At 73.9% G+C, this 16466-nt stretch carries 13 protein-coding genes, 1 tRNA gene and 1 pseudogene; 10 read left to right on the top strand and 5 right to left on the bottom strand.

Annotated features, from left to right (window positions below; all coding sequences use genetic code 11):
* Positions 1-149: 149 nt before the first annotated feature.
* Entirely contained in the window at positions 150-392 is a 243-nt protein-coding gene (locus tag ACWENR_RS23815) for a mycoredoxin (RefSeq protein ID WP_452279185.1), read from the bottom strand.
* A 92-nt stretch (positions 393-484) separates the two neighbouring features.
* On the opposite strand from ACWENR_RS23815, the gene ACWENR_RS23820 reads away from it, so the two are divergent.
* The 3 genes from ACWENR_RS23820 to ACWENR_RS23830 all read left to right on the top strand — a co-directional run bounded on the left by ACWENR_RS23820 (position 485) and on the right by ACWENR_RS23830 (position 3523).
* Positions 485-2644: an ATP-dependent DNA helicase UvrD2 gene (locus tag ACWENR_RS23820; protein ID WP_452279186.1), complete on the top strand. Its 2160-nt coding sequence runs from the start codon at positions 485-487 to the stop codon at positions 2642-2644.
* A 128-nt stretch (positions 2645-2772) separates the two neighbouring features.
* Entirely contained in the window at positions 2773-3030 is a 258-nt protein-coding gene (locus ACWENR_RS23825; RefSeq protein WP_452279187.1) for a hypothetical protein, read from the top strand.
* A 127-nt stretch (positions 3031-3157) separates the two neighbouring features.
* A complete protein-coding gene (locus tag ACWENR_RS23830) occupies positions 3158-3523 on the top strand; it encodes a WhiB family transcriptional regulator (protein ID WP_091103169.1) in 366 nt (121 codons plus the stop codon).
* 335 nt (positions 3524-3858) lie between these two features.
* Here ACWENR_RS23830 and ACWENR_RS23835 read toward each other — a convergent pair whose 3' ends face one another.
* The 3 genes from ACWENR_RS23835 to ACWENR_RS23845 form a co-directional block, all read right to left on the bottom strand.
* Entirely contained in the window at positions 3859-5205 is a 1347-nt protein-coding gene (locus ACWENR_RS23835) for an ABC1 kinase family protein (RefSeq protein ID WP_452279188.1), read from the bottom strand.
* Positions 5206-5470: 265 nt separating this feature from the next.
* Positions 5471-6523 (bottom strand): hypothetical protein, encoded by a 1053-nt coding sequence (locus ACWENR_RS23840; RefSeq protein ID WP_452279189.1) that lies wholly within the window; start codon positions 6521-6523, stop codon positions 5471-5473.
* Positions 6524-6771: 248 nt separating this feature from the next.
* Complete coding sequence (locus ACWENR_RS23845; protein ID WP_012014940.1) at positions 6772-6939, bottom strand: DUF5679 domain-containing protein; 168 nt, start codon at positions 6937-6939, stop codon at positions 6772-6774.
* Between the two features lie 522 nt (positions 6940-7461).
* On the opposite strand from ACWENR_RS23845, the gene ACWENR_RS23850 reads away from it, so the two are divergent.
* The gene (locus ACWENR_RS23850; protein ID WP_452279190.1) at positions 7462-7992 is read left to right on the top strand and encodes a M48 metallopeptidase family protein; all 531 of its coding nucleotides are present in this window, start codon (positions 7462-7464) and stop codon (positions 7990-7992) included.
* Between the two features lie 182 nt (positions 7993-8174).
* Positions 8175-8789 carry a hypothetical protein gene (locus tag ACWENR_RS23855; RefSeq protein WP_452279191.1) on the top strand — a complete coding sequence of 205 codons (615 nt, stop codon included), beginning with the start codon at positions 8175-8177 and terminating at the stop codon, positions 8787-8789.
* A 323-nt stretch (positions 8790-9112) separates the two neighbouring features.
* On the opposite strand, the gene ACWENR_RS23860 is transcribed toward ACWENR_RS23855, so the two are convergent.
* Positions 9113-10411 (bottom strand): zinc-dependent metalloprotease, encoded by a 1299-nt coding sequence (locus ACWENR_RS23860; protein ID WP_452279192.1) that lies wholly within the window; start codon positions 10409-10411, stop codon positions 9113-9115.
* A 113-nt stretch (positions 10412-10524) separates the two neighbouring features.
* Between ACWENR_RS23860 and ACWENR_RS23865 the strand changes: the two genes are divergently transcribed.
* From ACWENR_RS23865 to ACWENR_RS23885, 5 genes and pseudogenes are all read left to right on the top strand, one after another.
* The gene (locus ACWENR_RS23865; RefSeq protein WP_452279193.1) at positions 10525-11538 is read left to right on the top strand and encodes a YlbL family protein; all 1014 of its coding nucleotides are present in this window, start codon (positions 10525-10527) and stop codon (positions 11536-11538) included.
* A gap of 112 nt (positions 11539-11650) precedes the next feature.
* Entirely contained in the window at positions 11651-14656 is a 3006-nt protein-coding gene (locus tag ACWENR_RS23870) for a UPF0182 family membrane protein (RefSeq protein WP_452279194.1), read from the top strand.
* A 216-nt stretch (positions 14657-14872) separates the two neighbouring features.
* Positions 14873-15319: pseudogene (locus tag ACWENR_RS23875) on the top strand (RNA polymerase sigma factor).
* Positions 15309-16259, top strand: coding sequence for a hypothetical protein (locus tag ACWENR_RS23880; protein ID WP_452279195.1), 951 nt, complete (start codon positions 15309-15311; stop codon positions 16257-16259). Before ACWENR_RS23875 ends, ACWENR_RS23880 begins: the two are co-directional and overlap by 11 nt.
* Positions 16260-16359: 100 nt before the next feature.
* Positions 16360-16436, top strand: a tRNA-Met gene (locus tag ACWENR_RS23885).
* Positions 16437-16466: the final 30 nt, after the last annotated feature.

A 16466-nucleotide genomic window follows, 5' to 3' on the forward strand; every position in this document is an offset into this window, starting at 1 on the left:
CGCGGGGGGGCCCCCCCGCCGGGGCGGGGGGGGTCCCGCCCCCACCGAGGGGGCGGGGCCCCGCCCGACCGCGGGCGGGGGCGCGCCCGGCCCCGCGAGCCGCGGCCGCCCCGGTGGGACGGCCGCTCGTCGGCGGGTGCTGCGCCAGGTCAGGCGGAGATGCTGGCGAGGTGCTGCTTGACCTGCGTGATCGAGGGGTTGGTGAGGGCGCTGCCGTCGGCGAAGCGCAGCGTCGGGACGGTCTGGTTGCCGCCGTTGACGCTCATCACGAACTCCGCGGCCTTCGGGTCCTGCTCGATGTCGACCACCTCGTACCCGATGCCCTCGCGGTCGAGCTGCGACTTCAGCCGGTGGCAGTAGCCGCACCAGGGGGTGGAATACATCGTCAGCATGGTCAGATCCTCCAACGTTCCGCCCGACGGCTTGCCGATCAAGCCCAGGCTATCCGCTGCAACGTCGGGCGGAGCTGAGACAATTCCTCGCTGTGGTGGTTCACTCAGCGTCCGAGCGCGTGCTCGCCGGTCTGGACCCGGAGCAGCGGTCGGCGGTGACCGCCCCGGCCGGGCCGGTGTGCGTCCTGGCCGGCGCCGGCACCGGCAAGACCCGGGCCGTGACCTCCCGCATCGCCCACCGGGCGCTCTCCGGAGAGATCTCCCCCCGGCACGTGCTCGCGGTGACCTTCACCGCCCGCGCCGCCGCCGAGATGCGGAGCCGGCTCGCGGTCCTCGGGGTGCCGGGCGTGCAGGCGCGGACGTTCCACGCCGCCGCGCTGCGCCAGGTGCGCTACTTCGCGCCCCGGCTGCTGGAGGGGCGGGCCATGCCCGAGCTGCTGGACAGCAAGGTCCGGCTGGTCACCCTCGCCGCGGCGAAGGTCGGCCTGCGCGCCGACCGGGCCGCCGCGCGGGACCTGGCCGGCGAGATCGAGTGGGCCAAGTCGTCGCTGGTGGAGCCCGGGGAGTACGTGGTGGCGGCGGCCAAGGCCCTGCGGGACACCCCGCACGAGCCGGCGAAGGTCGCCGACGTCTTCGCCGCGTACGAGCGACTCAAGCGGTCCAACGGCGTGATCGACTTCGAGGACATGCTGCGCGCCGCCGTCTGGGGGATCGAGGAGCACCGTGACGTGGCCGAGCAGGTCCGCGCCCAGTACCGGCACTTCGTGGTCGACGAGTACCAGGACGTCAACCCGCTCCAGCAGCGGCTGCTGGAGGCGTGGCTGGGCGGCCGGGACGACCTGACCGTGGTCGGCGACGCCAGCCAGACGATCTACTCGTTCACGGGGGCCACCTCGTCCTACCTGGTCGACTTCCCGCGCCGGCACCGTGGGGCGACCGTCGTCCGGCTGGTCCGCGACTACCGCTCCACCCCGCAGGTCGTCGGGCTGGCCAACGCGGTGATCTCGCAGGCGCGGGGCGCCGAGGCGCGGCTGCGGCTGGAACTGGTCGGCCAGCGCCCGCCCGGCCCCGAGCCGGAGCTGCGGATCTTCACCGACGAGCCGGCCGAGGCCAACGCCGTGGCCGCACGCTGCCGCGCCCTCGTCGACGCGGGCACGCCGGCGAGGGAGATCGCCGTGCTGTTCCGCACCAACGCGCAGTCCGAGGCGTACGAGAAGGCGCTGACCGAGGCGCAGGTGCCGTACGTGGTGCAGGGGGCGGAGCGGTTCTTCGAGCGCGCCGAGGTCCGGCAGGCGATGGTCGCGCTGCGGGCCGCCACCCGCTCGATCCCGGGGGAGACGCCGCTGCCCGCAGCCGTCGTCGAGGCGCTCGCCGCGGTCGGCTGGGCCCCCGACGCCGCCCCGGCCGGCGGCGCCGCGCGCGAGCGGTGGGAGGCGCTCGCCGCGCTGGTCCAGCTCGCCGAGGAGTACGCGGCCACCCCCGAGGTGCTGCCGATCGGGCCGGCCGCCTCCGTCGAGCGCCCGGCCAGCCTGGCCGACTTCAACGACGAGCTGGCCCGCCGGGCCGCCGCGCAGCACGTGCCGACCGTCGACGGGGTGACGCTGGCCTCCCTGCACTCGGCCAAGGGGCTGGAGTGGGACGCGGTCTTCCTGGTCGGGCTCTCCGAGGGCACCCTGCCCACCACGTACGCCAGGACCGCCGAACAGGTCGAGGAGGAGCGCCGGCTGCTCTACGTCGGCATCACCCGGGCGCGGGAGTGGCTCTGGCTGTCGTACGCCTCGGCCCGCTCGCCGGGCGGGCGGGCCCGGCGGCCGTCGCGGTTCCTGCCGCAACTGGACCGCTCGGGCGGGGCGGAGCGGGCCGGCGCCGGCCCCGGGCGGCGGCCGGAGCGCCGGCGCACCCAGATCGTGTCCTGCCGGATCTGCGGCGCCACCCTGCTCGCCGGGCCGGACCGCAAGCTCGGCCGCTGCCCCACCTGCCCCTCCGACATCGACGACGAGCTGCACGAACGGCTGCGCGAGTGGCGCCAGCGGGTGGCCGGCGGGCAGCGGGTTCCGGCCTACGTGGTCTTCACCGACGCCACCCTGGTGGCGCTGGCGGAGCGGCGTCCCGCGCGGGCCGAGGAGCTGATCGCGATCGCCGGAATCGGGCCCCGCAAGCTCGGCCTCTACGGGGAGGCGGTGCTGGCGCTCGTGGCGGGCGCGGCGGTCGACGACGTCTGCCCGGAGAAAACTTTCGAAATCTCGCCGTAAATTCGTTTGCCCTCGCCCCCGGGCGAGGAATAGCCTCATGGCACACCTCGCGAGCGGCGCCATTCGGGCTGCTCACGAGGGGTCGAGACCGTGTCGGCAACGAGAGAACGTCAGAGGAGGTGGCACCCATGGAGATCGTCTACAACTGCGAGCGCCCGGCGGCGCTGCCCGCTGCCGTCGCTCCGCTGTCGGCTGTCCGGGTGGCCCTTGCCGCTGCGCGACCGTCGGTTCCGCAGGTGCACCAGGTCGAGGCTCAGGCCGAGCTGATCCTCGCGACCGCGCCGAACGGGATCCAGGGGACCAGTGGCTTCACGGGCAAGGGTGTCGATGCTGCCGCCAAGCGCATGGACGTCCGCGGAGTTCCACCTCGAGGTAGACCGGTCTGATCTCAGACCACCGGCTCACCTCGAGGCCGCGGAACCCGCTACCGGGATCCGCGGCCTCAGTTTTTTGCCCCGCCAAGTACGTCGGAAGTGCGATCCACGAGATCGAAACGAGAGAGAGGTGACCGGGATGAGTCTGGCGTTGGCCCCCCTCGACGTGAGCGTCGAGATGGAGGCGAACCTGCCCTGCCGGAAGTTCGACCCCGACCTGTGGTTCTCCGACTCGCCCGCCGAGCTCGAGCTGGCCAAGTCGCTCTGCGGGGACTGCCCGCTGCGCGTCGAGTGCCTGGCCGGGGCGGTGGAGCGGGCCGAGCCCTGGGGCGTCTGGGGCGGCGAGATCTTCGAGCGTGGCGCGGTCGTCCCGCGCAAGCGGCCCCGTGGCCGTCCGCGCAAGGAGGACCTCGCCCGCGACGCGGCGCTCCGGGTCGAGGCCGAGGCGCGGCTGGCAGCCAGTGGGCTGTCCGAGTCGCGCAACGCGGTCCGGCTGGCGGCCTGACATGCACCCGATCCGTACCACCCACGCCGGTGTCGCACCGGCGACGAGAGAGCTGACCACCATGCTGAACGTTCTTAACGGAGTCGCCGAAATGCAACTACTTCACGAAGCGTTGTCCCGGGCTCGAATGCGCCGGCCTCAGGCCGGTCGTACCACCACGAGCACTGAGGCAACCCGTTCCGCCCGTACCGTCGCGATGAACAGCCGTAACCGATCGGCGCGCGACCTGGGCGTTCTCTAGATCCACACTGATGCCCGAGGGGCGGTGGCCGGTTCGGCCGCCGCCCCTCGGCGCGTTCGTGGCCGCCCGTGGGCGCGGCCCGGGCGGCGGTCGATCAGGAGACCGGCGCGAAGCCGGGCAGCCAACGCTCCAGGACGCCCCGGTAGGGCGCCTTCGCCTCCAGCTGGCAGAGCACGCCGATCGACCCGAGCGTCACCCGGTGGATGAGCAGGTACGACGGCGGCAGGTTGAGCTGCCGGCTCAGCTGGTAGGCGGGGGAGCGAGGGCTGGCCAGCCGGGTCGCCTCGGCGCGCAGCCACGCCCGGGTGAAGCGGAACTCCTCGGCGGCGATCGGCTCCAGCATCGGCCGGAGGAAGTCGAGCACCGCCTGGGCGTCGATCTCCTCGGCGGCGCCGATGAACCCCTCCGACCGCAGGCCCGCCACCACCTCGTCGGCGTCGCCCCGCAGCGCCAGCCCGGCGATGCGGCCGATCGGCTCGGGCGTGCCCTCCGGCATCCGGGCCACCGCACCGAAGTCGATCACGCCGAGCCGGCCGTCCGCCAGCAGCCGGAAATTGCCCGGGTGCGGGTCGGCGTGCAGCAGCCCGGCCCGCTGCGGCGCGGACAGGTGCAGGATGGCCATCAGCCGGCCGGCCTCGTCGCGCTGCTCCTCCGTGCCCTCGCGGATGATGTCCGCCAGCGGGGTGCCCTGGACCCACTCGGTGACCAGGACCCGGGGCGACGCCGAGACCACCGCCGGGATGTAGATCTCCGGGTCGTCGGCGTACGCGGCGGCGAAGGCGCGCTGCGACTCGGCCTCCAACTCGTAGTCGAGCTCCTCGGTGATCCGTTCCCGCAGCTCGGTCAGGAGCGGCTTGACGTCCAGCCCGGGCTGGATCGCCCGGAACATCCCACCGAGCCGGGAGAGCTGCTTGAGGTCGGCGAGGAGGGCGTCGCCCGCGCCCGGATACTGGATCTTGACGGCGACGTCGCGGGTCCTCGGCGCGCCCGAGGCGTCGTAGCCCGGCTCCCGCCACACCGCCCGGTGCACCTGGCCGATGCTGGCCGCGGCGGCGGGGGTGTCGTCGAACTCCACGAACCGGTCCCGCCAGTCCGGGCCGAGCTGCTCGGCGAGCACCTTGTGCACGCTGGCCGCCGGCAGCGGCGGCGCGGCCTCCTGGAGCTTGGTCAGCGCCTGACGGTAGGGGGCGGCGATCTCCTCCGGCAGGGCGGCCTCGAAGACCGACAACGCCTGGCCGAACTTCATCGCACCGCCCTTGAGCTGCCCCAACACGCTGAAGAGCTGCTCGGCGGTGCGCTGCTGGATCTCCGCGGAGATCACGTCGGAGGCGAGCCCGGTGACGCGCTTACCCATGCCGAGGACGGTCCGACCGGCGAAGCCGAGCGGCAGAGCGGCGAGCTTGGCGGTCCGGGACACGGCCCGGCGCGGGATGTCGGTCACCCGGTCATTGTTACCGACTCCGGGGGTCCGCGGCTGCTCTGCCGCCGGGCTGGCTGCTGCTCTCCGCTCCCCGTACTGCCGGTTCGCCGCCTTTCCACCCGATGGTCCCGGGGGCCGGTCGGCTCCCGCCGCCGGTTGCGGGGCGCGGTCGGCTCCCGCCGCGGTGTCGGGACGCTCGGTCGCCTTCCGCCGCTGCCGGTCGTCGGGCGCGGTCGGTTCCCGGCGCGGTCCCGACGCGCGGTCGGCTCCGGTGGGGCGGTCGGCGTCACCGGCGGCTCCGGGAGCATCCGCAGGCCGGGTGGGGAGGCCACACCCGGCGGCGGAACCGGCCGGGCCCGGCGATCTCCACCGCACAGCCCAGAGTCTCCGGGCTGCCCCCGTCGAGCTGGGCGAGCCCCTCCGCCGCCGCGTACGCCCCCGCCGCGAGGAGCGTCGCGGTGGCGCACGCCTGCTCCGCGCCGCCCTCGACGAGCTGGGCGGCCAGCGCCGGCCAGTCCGGGTCCAGGTCGGTCCGGTGCAGGTCCAGGCAGTTCAGGCAGGGGCCGGCCGGCGGGCGGACGAGCGGGCCGACCACCGGCACGCCCTCCCGCAGGCCGACCAGCAGGTGCGGCTGGCGACGCCGGGCGTGACGGGCGGCGAGCAGGGCGGCCGGCCGGTCCGTGCCGAGCTGCACCACCAGGTCGACCCGGCCGCGCCGCAGCGGGCCCGTGCCCGTGCCCGGGGCGGTGCGATCGAGGGCGTCGCGTACCGCCTCGGCGAGCGGACGCCCGATCGCGGCGGCCGGGATCCCGGTGCCGACCAGGTCGGCCGGGCGGACCGGGCCGGCCAGCTCGGGGTGCACGTGCCCGACGCCGGCCTGGGCCAGCGCGAGGGCGACCTGGGCGCCGAGGGGCCCGGCGCCGGTGACCGCCACCCGGGCGGCCAGCCGGCGACGCAGCACCTGGGCGGGCGTGCCGGGCAGCCGGGCGGCGGCCAGCGCCAGCGCCCCGGCCTCGGCGGCGAGCCGGACCCGGAACGGGCCGGCCAGGTCCCTCGGCAGCAGGGTGTGCGCGGGTACGACCAGGCCGGCGGCGCGCAGCGCGTCGAGCAGGATGCGGGCCTCGTCGGGTGCCACCTCGGCGGCGACGGCGTGCTCCAGCACCAGCCGCTCGCTGCGGGTGCCGTCGATCAGGTCGAGCAGCCGGGCCGCCCGGGGATTGGCGACCTCCAGCAGTACGGCGCGACCCGGCTCGACGCCGAGCTGGAGGGTGTGCCGGTCCCGCCAGAGGCGGGTGATGCCGGGCAGCAGCGTGGGACGGGGCAGGGGGGCGGGGCGCATGACACGAATCGTGACCGCGTCCGTGCTGTCCGTCGATCGTTGTCCACAGGTGGGCGGTCCCCTGTCCAGGGCTGTCCACAGGAATTTCTGCGATATCCACAACCGGCCGGTAACCATGTCGGTGAGCCGACAGTGGTGACCGTGCCCGGCGGCGCGGGATCGGCCCGTCGTGTCGGGCGCGCCGGGTCAGCCGCGGCAATGCCGGAGGGGGCGGCCGGCGGCCACCCCCTCCGCAGCATCCGTACGGGTCAGACCTTGGCCTTGCCCAGGATGCGGTTCACTGTTGTCCCGCACACCGGACACTTGCCCTTGGCCATGTTCATACCGGTCTTCGAGACCTCGACGCGACCCTCGAAGTCCCGCTTCTCCTTGCACTTGACGCAGTAACCGTTGTAGGTCTGGGCCTGGTCGGCCACGGTGCCCTCCTCGTCTCGTCCGCCGGCCGATACCGTCCCGGCGGGTTTCCCGGCGGCGGGCCACACGGGCGCCGGCGCTGGGTCGTTCTCCGCGGCCACCGTCGTGACCGCTGGTCCGCGGACCCTACCCAGGTCTGGGCAGTTCCATGTCAGCTGTGCTTCGTCACTGTGAGCAAGTCGACGTCGAGAGTGTGCATGGCGAATTACGTCTGATAAGTCAGTTTGGCGGGGACACGCCGACCGAATCCGGTCGAATGCCCCGAGCGGGGCTTCCCGCAGGCCCCCGAGCTGTGCCCCGGGGAGTGATCACCTACGGTGGAGGTGCGTCGTCGTACGCCCGCCGCTCGCCGCCACGAAGGGTGACGGCGGCGATTGTCGGTCACCCGATCAAAGTTTTTTCGGGACTCCACCGACCAATCACCATTTTCCGGGCGCGTGTCGTCGTGTTGACTCTTGCGGACCCCTGGTCAGTACGCATTAGCTTGCGTTCGTGGCAGGAATCCGAGGCTGCGCGGCCCGCTGATGGCAGGGGCGCGCAAGCCGGTCGTCGAAGTACGGCGCAGCCAGCGCCGGCGACGGACGGTGTCCGCGTACCGCGACGGTGAGCGGGTGGTCGTCCTCATTCCGGACCAGTTCTCCCGGGCCGAGGAGAGCGAGTGGGTCGACCGGATGCTCGCCCGGCTGGCCGCCCGCGAGGGCCGCCTCGCCCGCTCCGACGCCGAACTGCTCGCCCGGGCCACCCGGCTGATCAGGCTCTACCTCGCCGAGCACGGCACGCAGGCCGTGCCGACGAGCATCCGCTGGGTCACCAACCAGAACGGCCGGTGGGGATCCTGCACCCCGGCCGACGGCACGATCCGCATCTCGCACCGGGTCCAGGACATGCCCGACTGGGTGATCGACTACGTCCTCCTGCACGAACTCGCGCACCTCATCGTGCCCAGCCACAACGACCGGTTCTGGGCGCTCGTCGCGCGCTACCCGAAGACCGAGCGGGCGCGCGGCTACCTGGAGGGCGTCGCCGCGGCCTCCGGCGCCCTGCTGACGGACTGACCTCCCCTCGACGGCGTCGCGGGGCGCGGTGGTGCCCCGCGTGTGGCGGCGTCGCGCGTGCAGCGAAGAGATCTTGGCAGGAAAGGGCCCCCAGAGGGGCCGTTTCCTACCAAGATCGACGACGTGTCGGGGCGGGCCGGTGCCCCGCCGGTGTCGCCGGGTGGCCGGCTAGGGTCGTGGGCGTGGCCCGACGTGTGGTGGTGGCGTTGCTCGGACCGGTGACCTGGTCGCCGCCCGGCATCGATCCGGTGGACTGGCGGGCCGCGCTCGCCGAGGACGTGGTCGACCTGCTCGCCACGCTCAACGAGGTGGAGACGGCAGTCGCCGTCACGCCGGGGGACCGGTGGCTGGCCGACGCCGTGGTCTGGCCGGACATGGCGATCCACGAGGTGCCCGAGCCGACCCCGAACGCGGTCTTCGCCGCCCTCGCCGAGTCCGGTCACGACCAGGTGGCGGTGGTCGCCGGAGACGCCCCGGACGTGCCGGGCCTGACGATCGGCAAGCTGCTCCGCCCGCTCACCACGCGACCGGTGGCGGTCGCCCCGGTCGAGGGCGGCGAACCGGGGCTGCTCGGCGTGGCCGCCCGGCTACCCGTACCGGCGTGGCTGCCGTCGCTGGACCTGGACGAGGCGCGGCCCGCGACCGTGCGTCGGGCGGCACCGCGCCCCGGCGACCTGGCGGTCACCCCGGCGTGGCGTCGCCTGCGCGGACCGGCCGACCTGGCCTTCCTCGACCCGGCCGTGGAGGGCTGGGAGACCACCCGCGCACTGCTCTCGGGCGTCGGCCGGCCCCGCTGACCGCACCGCCGGGAACGAGAGCCCTTCGGCCGGCCGACCTCGCTCCGGCCCGGCGCCCGCTTGCCCTGTCCGGCCCGGAACCGCCGGTTCGTCCGACCCGTCCGGCCTGGCGCCGCCCGGCCCGTCCGCGCTGCCCGATCCAGTCGGCCTGGAGCCGTCCGATCCGTCCGCGCTGTCCGATTTAGTCGGCCGGCCGCCGTTCGAACCGCCCGATGCATCCGGGTCCGGCCGGCGGCGGGGCGCCGTCCGGTGCCTGATCCACCCGGCCTGAAGCCGCCCGGCCCAACGGGGCCGGGCGGCTTCAGGCTCCAGGCTGCGGGCGGTCAGGGGCGGGTGTCGCCGCCCTCGGTGTCGTCGGGCCGCTGCTTCGGCTCGCCGGGGGCCTTCTCCTCCGGGCCGCCCGGCGCGCTGAAGTCGAAGTTCTCCAGCTCGCTCAGGTCCAGCTCGGCCATCGCGAAGGCCACCGGGTCGGCGAAGTCGTCGTCGGAGGGGAGCAGGTCGGGGTGGCCCCAGAGGGCGTCGCGGCCGGCGATGCCCCGGTGCTCGGTGAGCGCCGCCCAGAGCGCCGCCGCCTCCCGCAGCCGGCGCGGGCGCAGCTCCAGGCCGACCAGGGCGGCGAACGTCTGCTCCGCCGGCCCGCCGGCGGCCCTGCGGCGGCGGAACGCCTCGCCGAGGCTCACCACGTTGGGCAGCCGGCCGCTCGCCGCGCTGTCGACGACGTGGCACACCCAGCCCTCGACCAGGGCGAGGGCGGTCTCCAGCCGGGCCAGGGAGGCCTTCTGCGCCGGGCTGTCCTCCGGCGTGAAGATGCCCTCCAGCGCGATCGCCTGCATCGACTCGGGGTCGGTCGGGTCGACCCGGCCCATCGCCTCCTCGATCGCCTCCCGGTTGACCCGGATGCCCGCGGCATACATCTCCACGGCGCTGAGCACGTGCCCCCGCAGCCACGGCACGTGCTGGAAGAGCCGCTGGTGGGCGGCCTCGCGCAGGGCCACGTAGAGGCGGACCTCGTCCTCCGGCAGCTCCAGGCCCTCGCCGTACGCCCGGATGTTGGCCGGGATCAGTGCGGCCGTGCCCGCCGGGCCGAGCGGCAGCCCGATGTCGCCGACGGAGAGCACCTCCGCGGCGAGCGAGCCGAGCGCCTGGCCGAGCTGGCCGCCGAAGAGCGCCCCGCCCAGGGTGGCGACCATGGACTGCATCGGGCCGAGCTGGGCGCGCGCCTCCGGCGGCACCAGGTCGCCCATCGCGCCGACCATGCGGCTGGCGACGGGGTCGCAGAGCTTGCGCCAGACGTCGAGGGTCTTGAAGATCCACTCGTTGCGGTTCCAGGCCACGGAGGTCTGGATGCCCGACGGCAGGGCGGAGGCCGGCTCCAGCCACAGGTCGGCGAGCCGCAGCGCCTCCTCCACCGCGTTGCGCTCGTAGGGCGAGACCGCCGGGTCACCGGAGGCGGCGAGCTGGCTGGCGGCCACCTGCCGGGCCAGGTCCCAGTTGACCGGCCCGCTGCCCGACGAGGAGAGCAGGTGCTGCAACTGCGACATGAACTGCTGCATCTGCGCGGGATCGTTGGGGTCTGGTGGTTGCCCACCCGGGAGCGCGAAACCGAACGGAATATCAGGCACGACGTCTACGGTACGCGCGCCGCGCCCCAGGTAGCCGTCCGTGGCGTTGCGCTGAGGGCGAAGTCGCGGTTCGCCCGCCGGGGCCCCCCGCCCCGATCGGTACGCTCAGCCGCATGAGACGTCGCGGCGTGACCGTCCTCCTCGGTGCTCTGCTCACCGCCCTGCTCAGCATCGGCGTGCTCGGCGCGCCCATCCCGTACGTGGTGCTCGGCCCCGGGCCGACCGTCAACACGCTGGGCAAGGAGAACGGCAAGGAGGTCATCCAGGTCACCGGCCGGGAGACCTCCACCTCCGCCGGCCAGCTCCGGCTGACCACGGTCGGGGTGCAGCCCACGGTCAAGCTGCGCTCGGCGATCCAGGGCTGGTTCTCCGACGACGAGGCCGTGGTGCCGCGCGAGCTGGTCTACCCGCCCGGGGAGAGCCGCAAGCAGGTCGAGGAGCGCAACGCGGAGGACTTCAAGGTCTCCCAGACCAGCGCGGAGACCGCGGCGCTGCGCGAGCTGGGATACCCGGTGCAGGTCGTGGTGAAGACCGTGGCCGCCGACGGCCCGGCCGCCGGCGTGCTCAAGCCCGGCGACGTGGTGACGTCGGTGGACGGGCAGCCGGTGCCGGTGGCCGCCCGGCTCACCGAGCTGATCCGGGCCAAGCCCGCCGGGACCGCGCTGGAGATCGGCTACACCCGGGGTGGCGCCGCCGCCACGGCGAAGGTGACCAGCCGCGAGCAGGACGGCCGGCCCCGCGTCGGCATCGAGATCGAGCAGCAGCAGCCGCACCCGTTCACCCTCAGCATCGACCTGGAGGACATCGGCGGGCCGAGCGCCGGCCTGATGTTCGCCCTCGGCATCGTGGACAAGCTGACCCCGGAGGACCTGACCGGCGGGAAGATCATCGCCGGTACGGGCACCATCGACGACACCGGCCGGGTGGGCCCCATCGGCGGCATCGCCCAGAAGCTGGTGGGCGCGAAGGAGGCCGGTGCGACGGCGTTCCTGGTGCCGGCGGACAACTGCGCCGAGGCCGTCCGCAACCCGCAACCGGGGCTGCCGCTGCTGAAGGTCGGCTCGCTCGACGAGGCGCTGACGGCCCTGGAGACGCTGCGCGCCGGCGGCCAGCCCGCTCGCTGCTGACCGCGCCGGCGGCCGGCCCGCGTGACCTTGGACCGACACGTTCAGGAACACCCCGTACTCTGGGTGCCTGGTCGGAGCCGATCACATCGAGCGTGCGGAGCCAACAGTGGTCATGCGTAGCAGCAGCCCCCTGCCCAGGATGAGCCGACGCGGACGCGTCACGATCGGTGTCCTGGTCGGGGTGTTCGTGCTCTTCACCCTGCTCGGCTGGGGTGTCCAGGCGTGGACGGACTGGCTGTGGTTCGACGAGGTCCGCTACACGCAGGTCTTCACCGGGGTGCTGACGACCCGGCTGCTGCTCTTCCTCGCCGTCGGTCTCGGCATGGCCCTGATCGTCGGCGGGAACCTCTGGCTCGCCCACCGGCTGCGGCCCCGGATGCGCCCGCACTCGCCGGAGCAGGCGACGCTGGAGCGCTACCGGATGGTGCTGGGCCCCCGGCTCGGCCTGTGGATCGCGCTGGTCGCCGGCGTGGTCGGGATCTTCGCCGGGCTGTCCGCGCAGTCCCGCTGGACCCAGTGGCTGCTCTTCCGCAACGGCGGGGACTTCGGCGTCGAGGACCCGGAGTTCGGGGTCGACATCGGCTTCTACGTCTTCGAGCTGCCGTTCTGGCGCTACCTGCTCGGCGTCGGCTTCACCGCGGTGGTGCTGTCGGTGATCGGCGCGCTCGCCGTCCACTACATCTTCGGCGGCGTCCGGCTCCAGGGCGTCGGGGACCGGATGACCAACGCCGCCCGGGCCCACCTCAGCACGCTGGTCGCGGTCTTCGTCCTGCTCAAGGCCATCGCGTACGTGCTGGACCGGCGGGCGATGCTGCTGGAGTACAACGACGGCGCCAACGTCTACGGCGCCGGCTACGCCGACGTCAACGCGCTGCTGCCGGCCAAGGAGATCCTCGCCTACATCTCGATCGTGGTGGCGATCGCGATCATCGTCTTCTCCAACGCCTGGATGCGGAACCTGGTCTGGCCGGGCATCTCGCTGGCCCTGCTCGGCGTGTCGGCCGTCGCCATCGGCGGCATCTACCCCTGGGCGGTGCAGACCTTCGAGGTCAAGCCGAGCGCCAAGGAGAAGGAGGCGCCGTTCATCGACCGCAGCATCAAGGCGACCCGGGCGGCGTTCGGGCTGGAGGGGGTCAGCACCACGCCGTACGCGGCGAGCAACCTGACCCCGCCGGCGAGCCTCGCCACGAACACGTCGGTGGTGCCGAACATCCGGCTGCTCGACCCGCAGCTGGTCTCCGAGACCTACACCCAGCGGCAGCAGGTGCGGCAGTTCTACGACTTCGGCGAGAAGCTGGACGTCGACCGCTACGCCGTCAACGGCAAGGTGCAGGACTACGTGGTCGGCCTCCGGGAGGTCAACTACCGGCAGCTGACCGCGCAGCAGAACACCTGGATCAACCGGCACACCGTCTACACCCACGGCTACGGCCTGGTGGCGGCGCCGGGCAGCCGGGTGGTCTGCGGCGGCCAGCCGTTCTTCGTCTCCGGCTTCCTCGGCGACCCGCAGGAGCAGCAGAAGGAGCAGCCGGGGCAGACGGCGAACGAGCAGTGCGCCGCGCAGACCGAGCAGATCCCGGCGCAGCAGCCCCGGATCTACTACGGCGAGCGGATGGACGCCAGCGACTACGCGATCGTCGGCCAGACCGACCCGAACCGGAAGGCGGAGTTCGACCGGCCCGTCGGCGAGGGCGGCGAGTCCTACACCTACACCGGTGAGGGCGGCGTCGAGATCGGCTCGTTCACCCGCCGGCTGCTCTACGCGATCAAGGAGCAGGAGTCGAACTTCCTGCTCTCCGACGCGGTCAACGACAACTCGAAGCTGCTCTACGTGCGCAACCCCCGGGACCGGGTCGAGAAGGTCGCCCCGTTCCTGACCCTGGACGGCGACCCGTACCCGGCGGTGGTCGACGGCCGGATCCAGTGGATCATCGACGGCTACACCACGGCGGCGACCTATCCGTACGCCGAGCGGATCAACCTCCAGGAGCAGACGGCCGACGAGCTGACCGGGCGGGGCACGTTCCAGCTCGCCCGGGAGAACGTCAACTACATCCGCAACTCGGTCAAGGCCACCGTCGACGCGTACGACGGCACCGTCCGGCTCTACGAGTTCGACGAGGCCGACCCGGTGCTCAAGGCGTGGAACAAGGCGTTCGGCGGTGACCTGGTGGTGCCGAAGGCGGAGACCCCGGTGGAGCTGGCCGAGCACTTCCGCTACCCGTCCGACCTGTTCAAGGTGCAGCGCAACCTGCTGACCCGGTTCCACGTGACCGACCCGGGCGACTTCTACTCGGCGCAGGACTTCTGGCAGGTGCCGAACGTGCCGGACGCCCCCGACACCGGCCAGAAGCAGCCGCCCTACTACCTCTTCACGCAGTTCCCCGGCCAGGAGTCGCCGCGCTTCCAGCTCACCTCGGCGGTCACCCCCAACGGCCGGGAGAACCTCGCCGCGCTGATCTCCGGGTCGTACGTCGACGGGCAGCCGAGGCTGGAGGTGCTCGACCTGCCCGACCAGACCCGGGTCTCCGGCCCGGTGCAGGTGCACCAGTCGATGACCAACAACGCGAACATCCGGCAGCAGCTCAACCTGCTCCAGTCCGCTCAGGCGCAGGTGCAGTACGGCAACCTGCTCTCCCTGCCGTTCGGCGACGGCATGCTCTACGTCGAGCCGGTCTACGTGAAGACCGCCGCGCAGAACGCGCCGCCGCTGTTGCAGCGGGTGCTGATGTCCTACGGCGACGGCGGCTCCTACGTGGTGTTGGCCAACAACGTGGCCGACGGCATCAAGCAGCTCGTCGAGCAGGGCAAGCAGGCGGCGACGCCGGGCGCGCCGCCGCCCGCCGGCGGCACCCCGCCGGCCGGCACGCCGCCCGCGCTGACCGGCGAGCTGGCGGAGGCGGCGAGCCGTGTCCAGAGCGCCATCACGGAGGTCCGGGCCGCGCAGACGTCCGGCGACTTCGAGCGGTACGGGCGGGCGTTGAAGGCGCTGGACGAGGCGCTCACCGCCTTCCAGCAGGCCCAGCAGGCGGCGGCCGCCCCGACGCCGGGGGCCACGCCCAGCGGCAGCCCTCCGGCGTCCCCGGCGGCCAGCGCCGCGCCGACCCCGAGCGGCTGACCCGCGCCACCCGTCGCAGCGCCCCCGGCCCGCGGACCGACCAGGTCCCGGCGCCGGGGGCGCTGTCGCTTACCCGACCGGCGGCCGGGCGGCCGCAACCCGCGCTGCCCTGACCTCGTCCTTCCTGCAAGAGGCGGGAGACGGCCCGGGGGAGCGTGGTCGACAGTGCGGGACGCGACGAGTTTCGACGAGTTCTACCGGAGCACCTCACGACGGATGCTCCGCTACGGCTACGCGGTCGTCGGCGACCACGCCGAGGCCCAGGACCTGGTGCAGGAGGCGTACGCCCGGGCCTGGCGGCAGTGGGGCCGGCTGACCACCCACCCGGCGCCGGAGGCGTGGCTGCGGCTGGTGATCGCGCGGCTCGCCACTGACCGGTGGCGGCGGCTGCACGGCTGGCGCTCGATGCTCAGCCGGACCGGGCCGCCGGAGCCGGTGCCGCCGCCGAGCGAGGACGGCGTGCTGCTGGCGGGCGCGCTGCGCCGGCTGCCGGCCGCCCAGCGGCAGGCGCTGGCCCTGCACTACCTCGTCGGTGCAGGACATCGCCCGGGAGACCCAGGTGCCCACCGGCACCGTGAAGTCCTGGTTGGCACGGGGCGGGCGCGGCTGGCCGCGCTGCTGCCCGACCTCGACGTGGAGTTGGAGGCGAACGATGTCGCGTGAACTGTCGGACCTCTACCGGTCGCTCGCCGAGGACGCCGACGGCCGCACCCTGACCGCCCCCGCCCTGGTGCGGCGGCGCGCCGACCGCCGAGCCCGGGTCCGGATCGCCGGTGCCGCGCTCGCGACGGCGCTGCTGGTCGGCGGGCTGACGACCGGCACCCGGCTGGTGCTGGCCGGGGAGGAGAACCCGCTTCCGCCGCCCGCCGCCGCCCCGACGCCGACGGTCGGCGTGCCGTCGCCGAGCCCGTCGCCGTCGCCCGCCGCGACCGCCCCACCGACCGGCCCGCCCTCGCCGACGGGCGCGCCGACGCCGACGGGCGCGCCCGCGGCGCCGACGGCGAGCAGCGGCAGGTCGCCGCGTACGCCCGCCTCGATCCCGGACCGGGCGTTCTTCGTCCAGGGGCCCGCGAACCGGACGGGCATCGAGCCGGTCTTCCGGGACACCGCAGCGCTGCCGGGGCTCTGCGACGCCCGGTACCGCAGCGACGCCGGGATCGTGCAGCGCCGCACCCGGAACCTGGCCTACAAGCTGCCGCGGACGCCGCAGGGGTACGTCCCCGACGGCAGCTACGCGCACAGCATCACCGTCTACCGTCCGGGCCGGGCCGGCGACTTCCTACGGGAGTTGCGGGCGGCGGTGCGGGGCTGCCCGGAGCAGCCGGGGGTGGGCGGCGGCAACCCGTCGACCTCGCGGGTGCGGCTGCTGGCCGACGGCGGCTTCGGCGACGACTCGGTGCTGTTCGAGATCCGTACGCCGGCCCGGGACGTCGAGGGCGACCCGACCGGCGGTGCGGAGGTCCGGCTGATCCGGGCGGTCCGGCTCGGCGACGTGGTGACCGTGCTGTGGGAGCAGGGCTGGGAGGGCACCTCCGCGGAGCGGTCCCAGGTCGACGCCGACAGCCGGCGCGCGGTCGACGCGATCGAGGGCTGGCTGGGCTGACTCGTACGGCGGTCCGGGTGGCGGCGCGCGGCCCGGACCGCCCCCGGTCGGCGGTCGTTTTGCGGTGGCCGGGGGCGGTGAGATACGGTGTACGAGCCGACGCGGGGTGGAGCAGCTCGGTAGCTCGCTGGGCTCATAACCCAGAGGTCGCAGGTTCAAATCCTGTCCCCGCTACCACGTCGGAACGGCCCCGAGGATCGCCTCGGG

Source organism: Micromonospora sp. NPDC004336 (assembly GCF_053602615.1).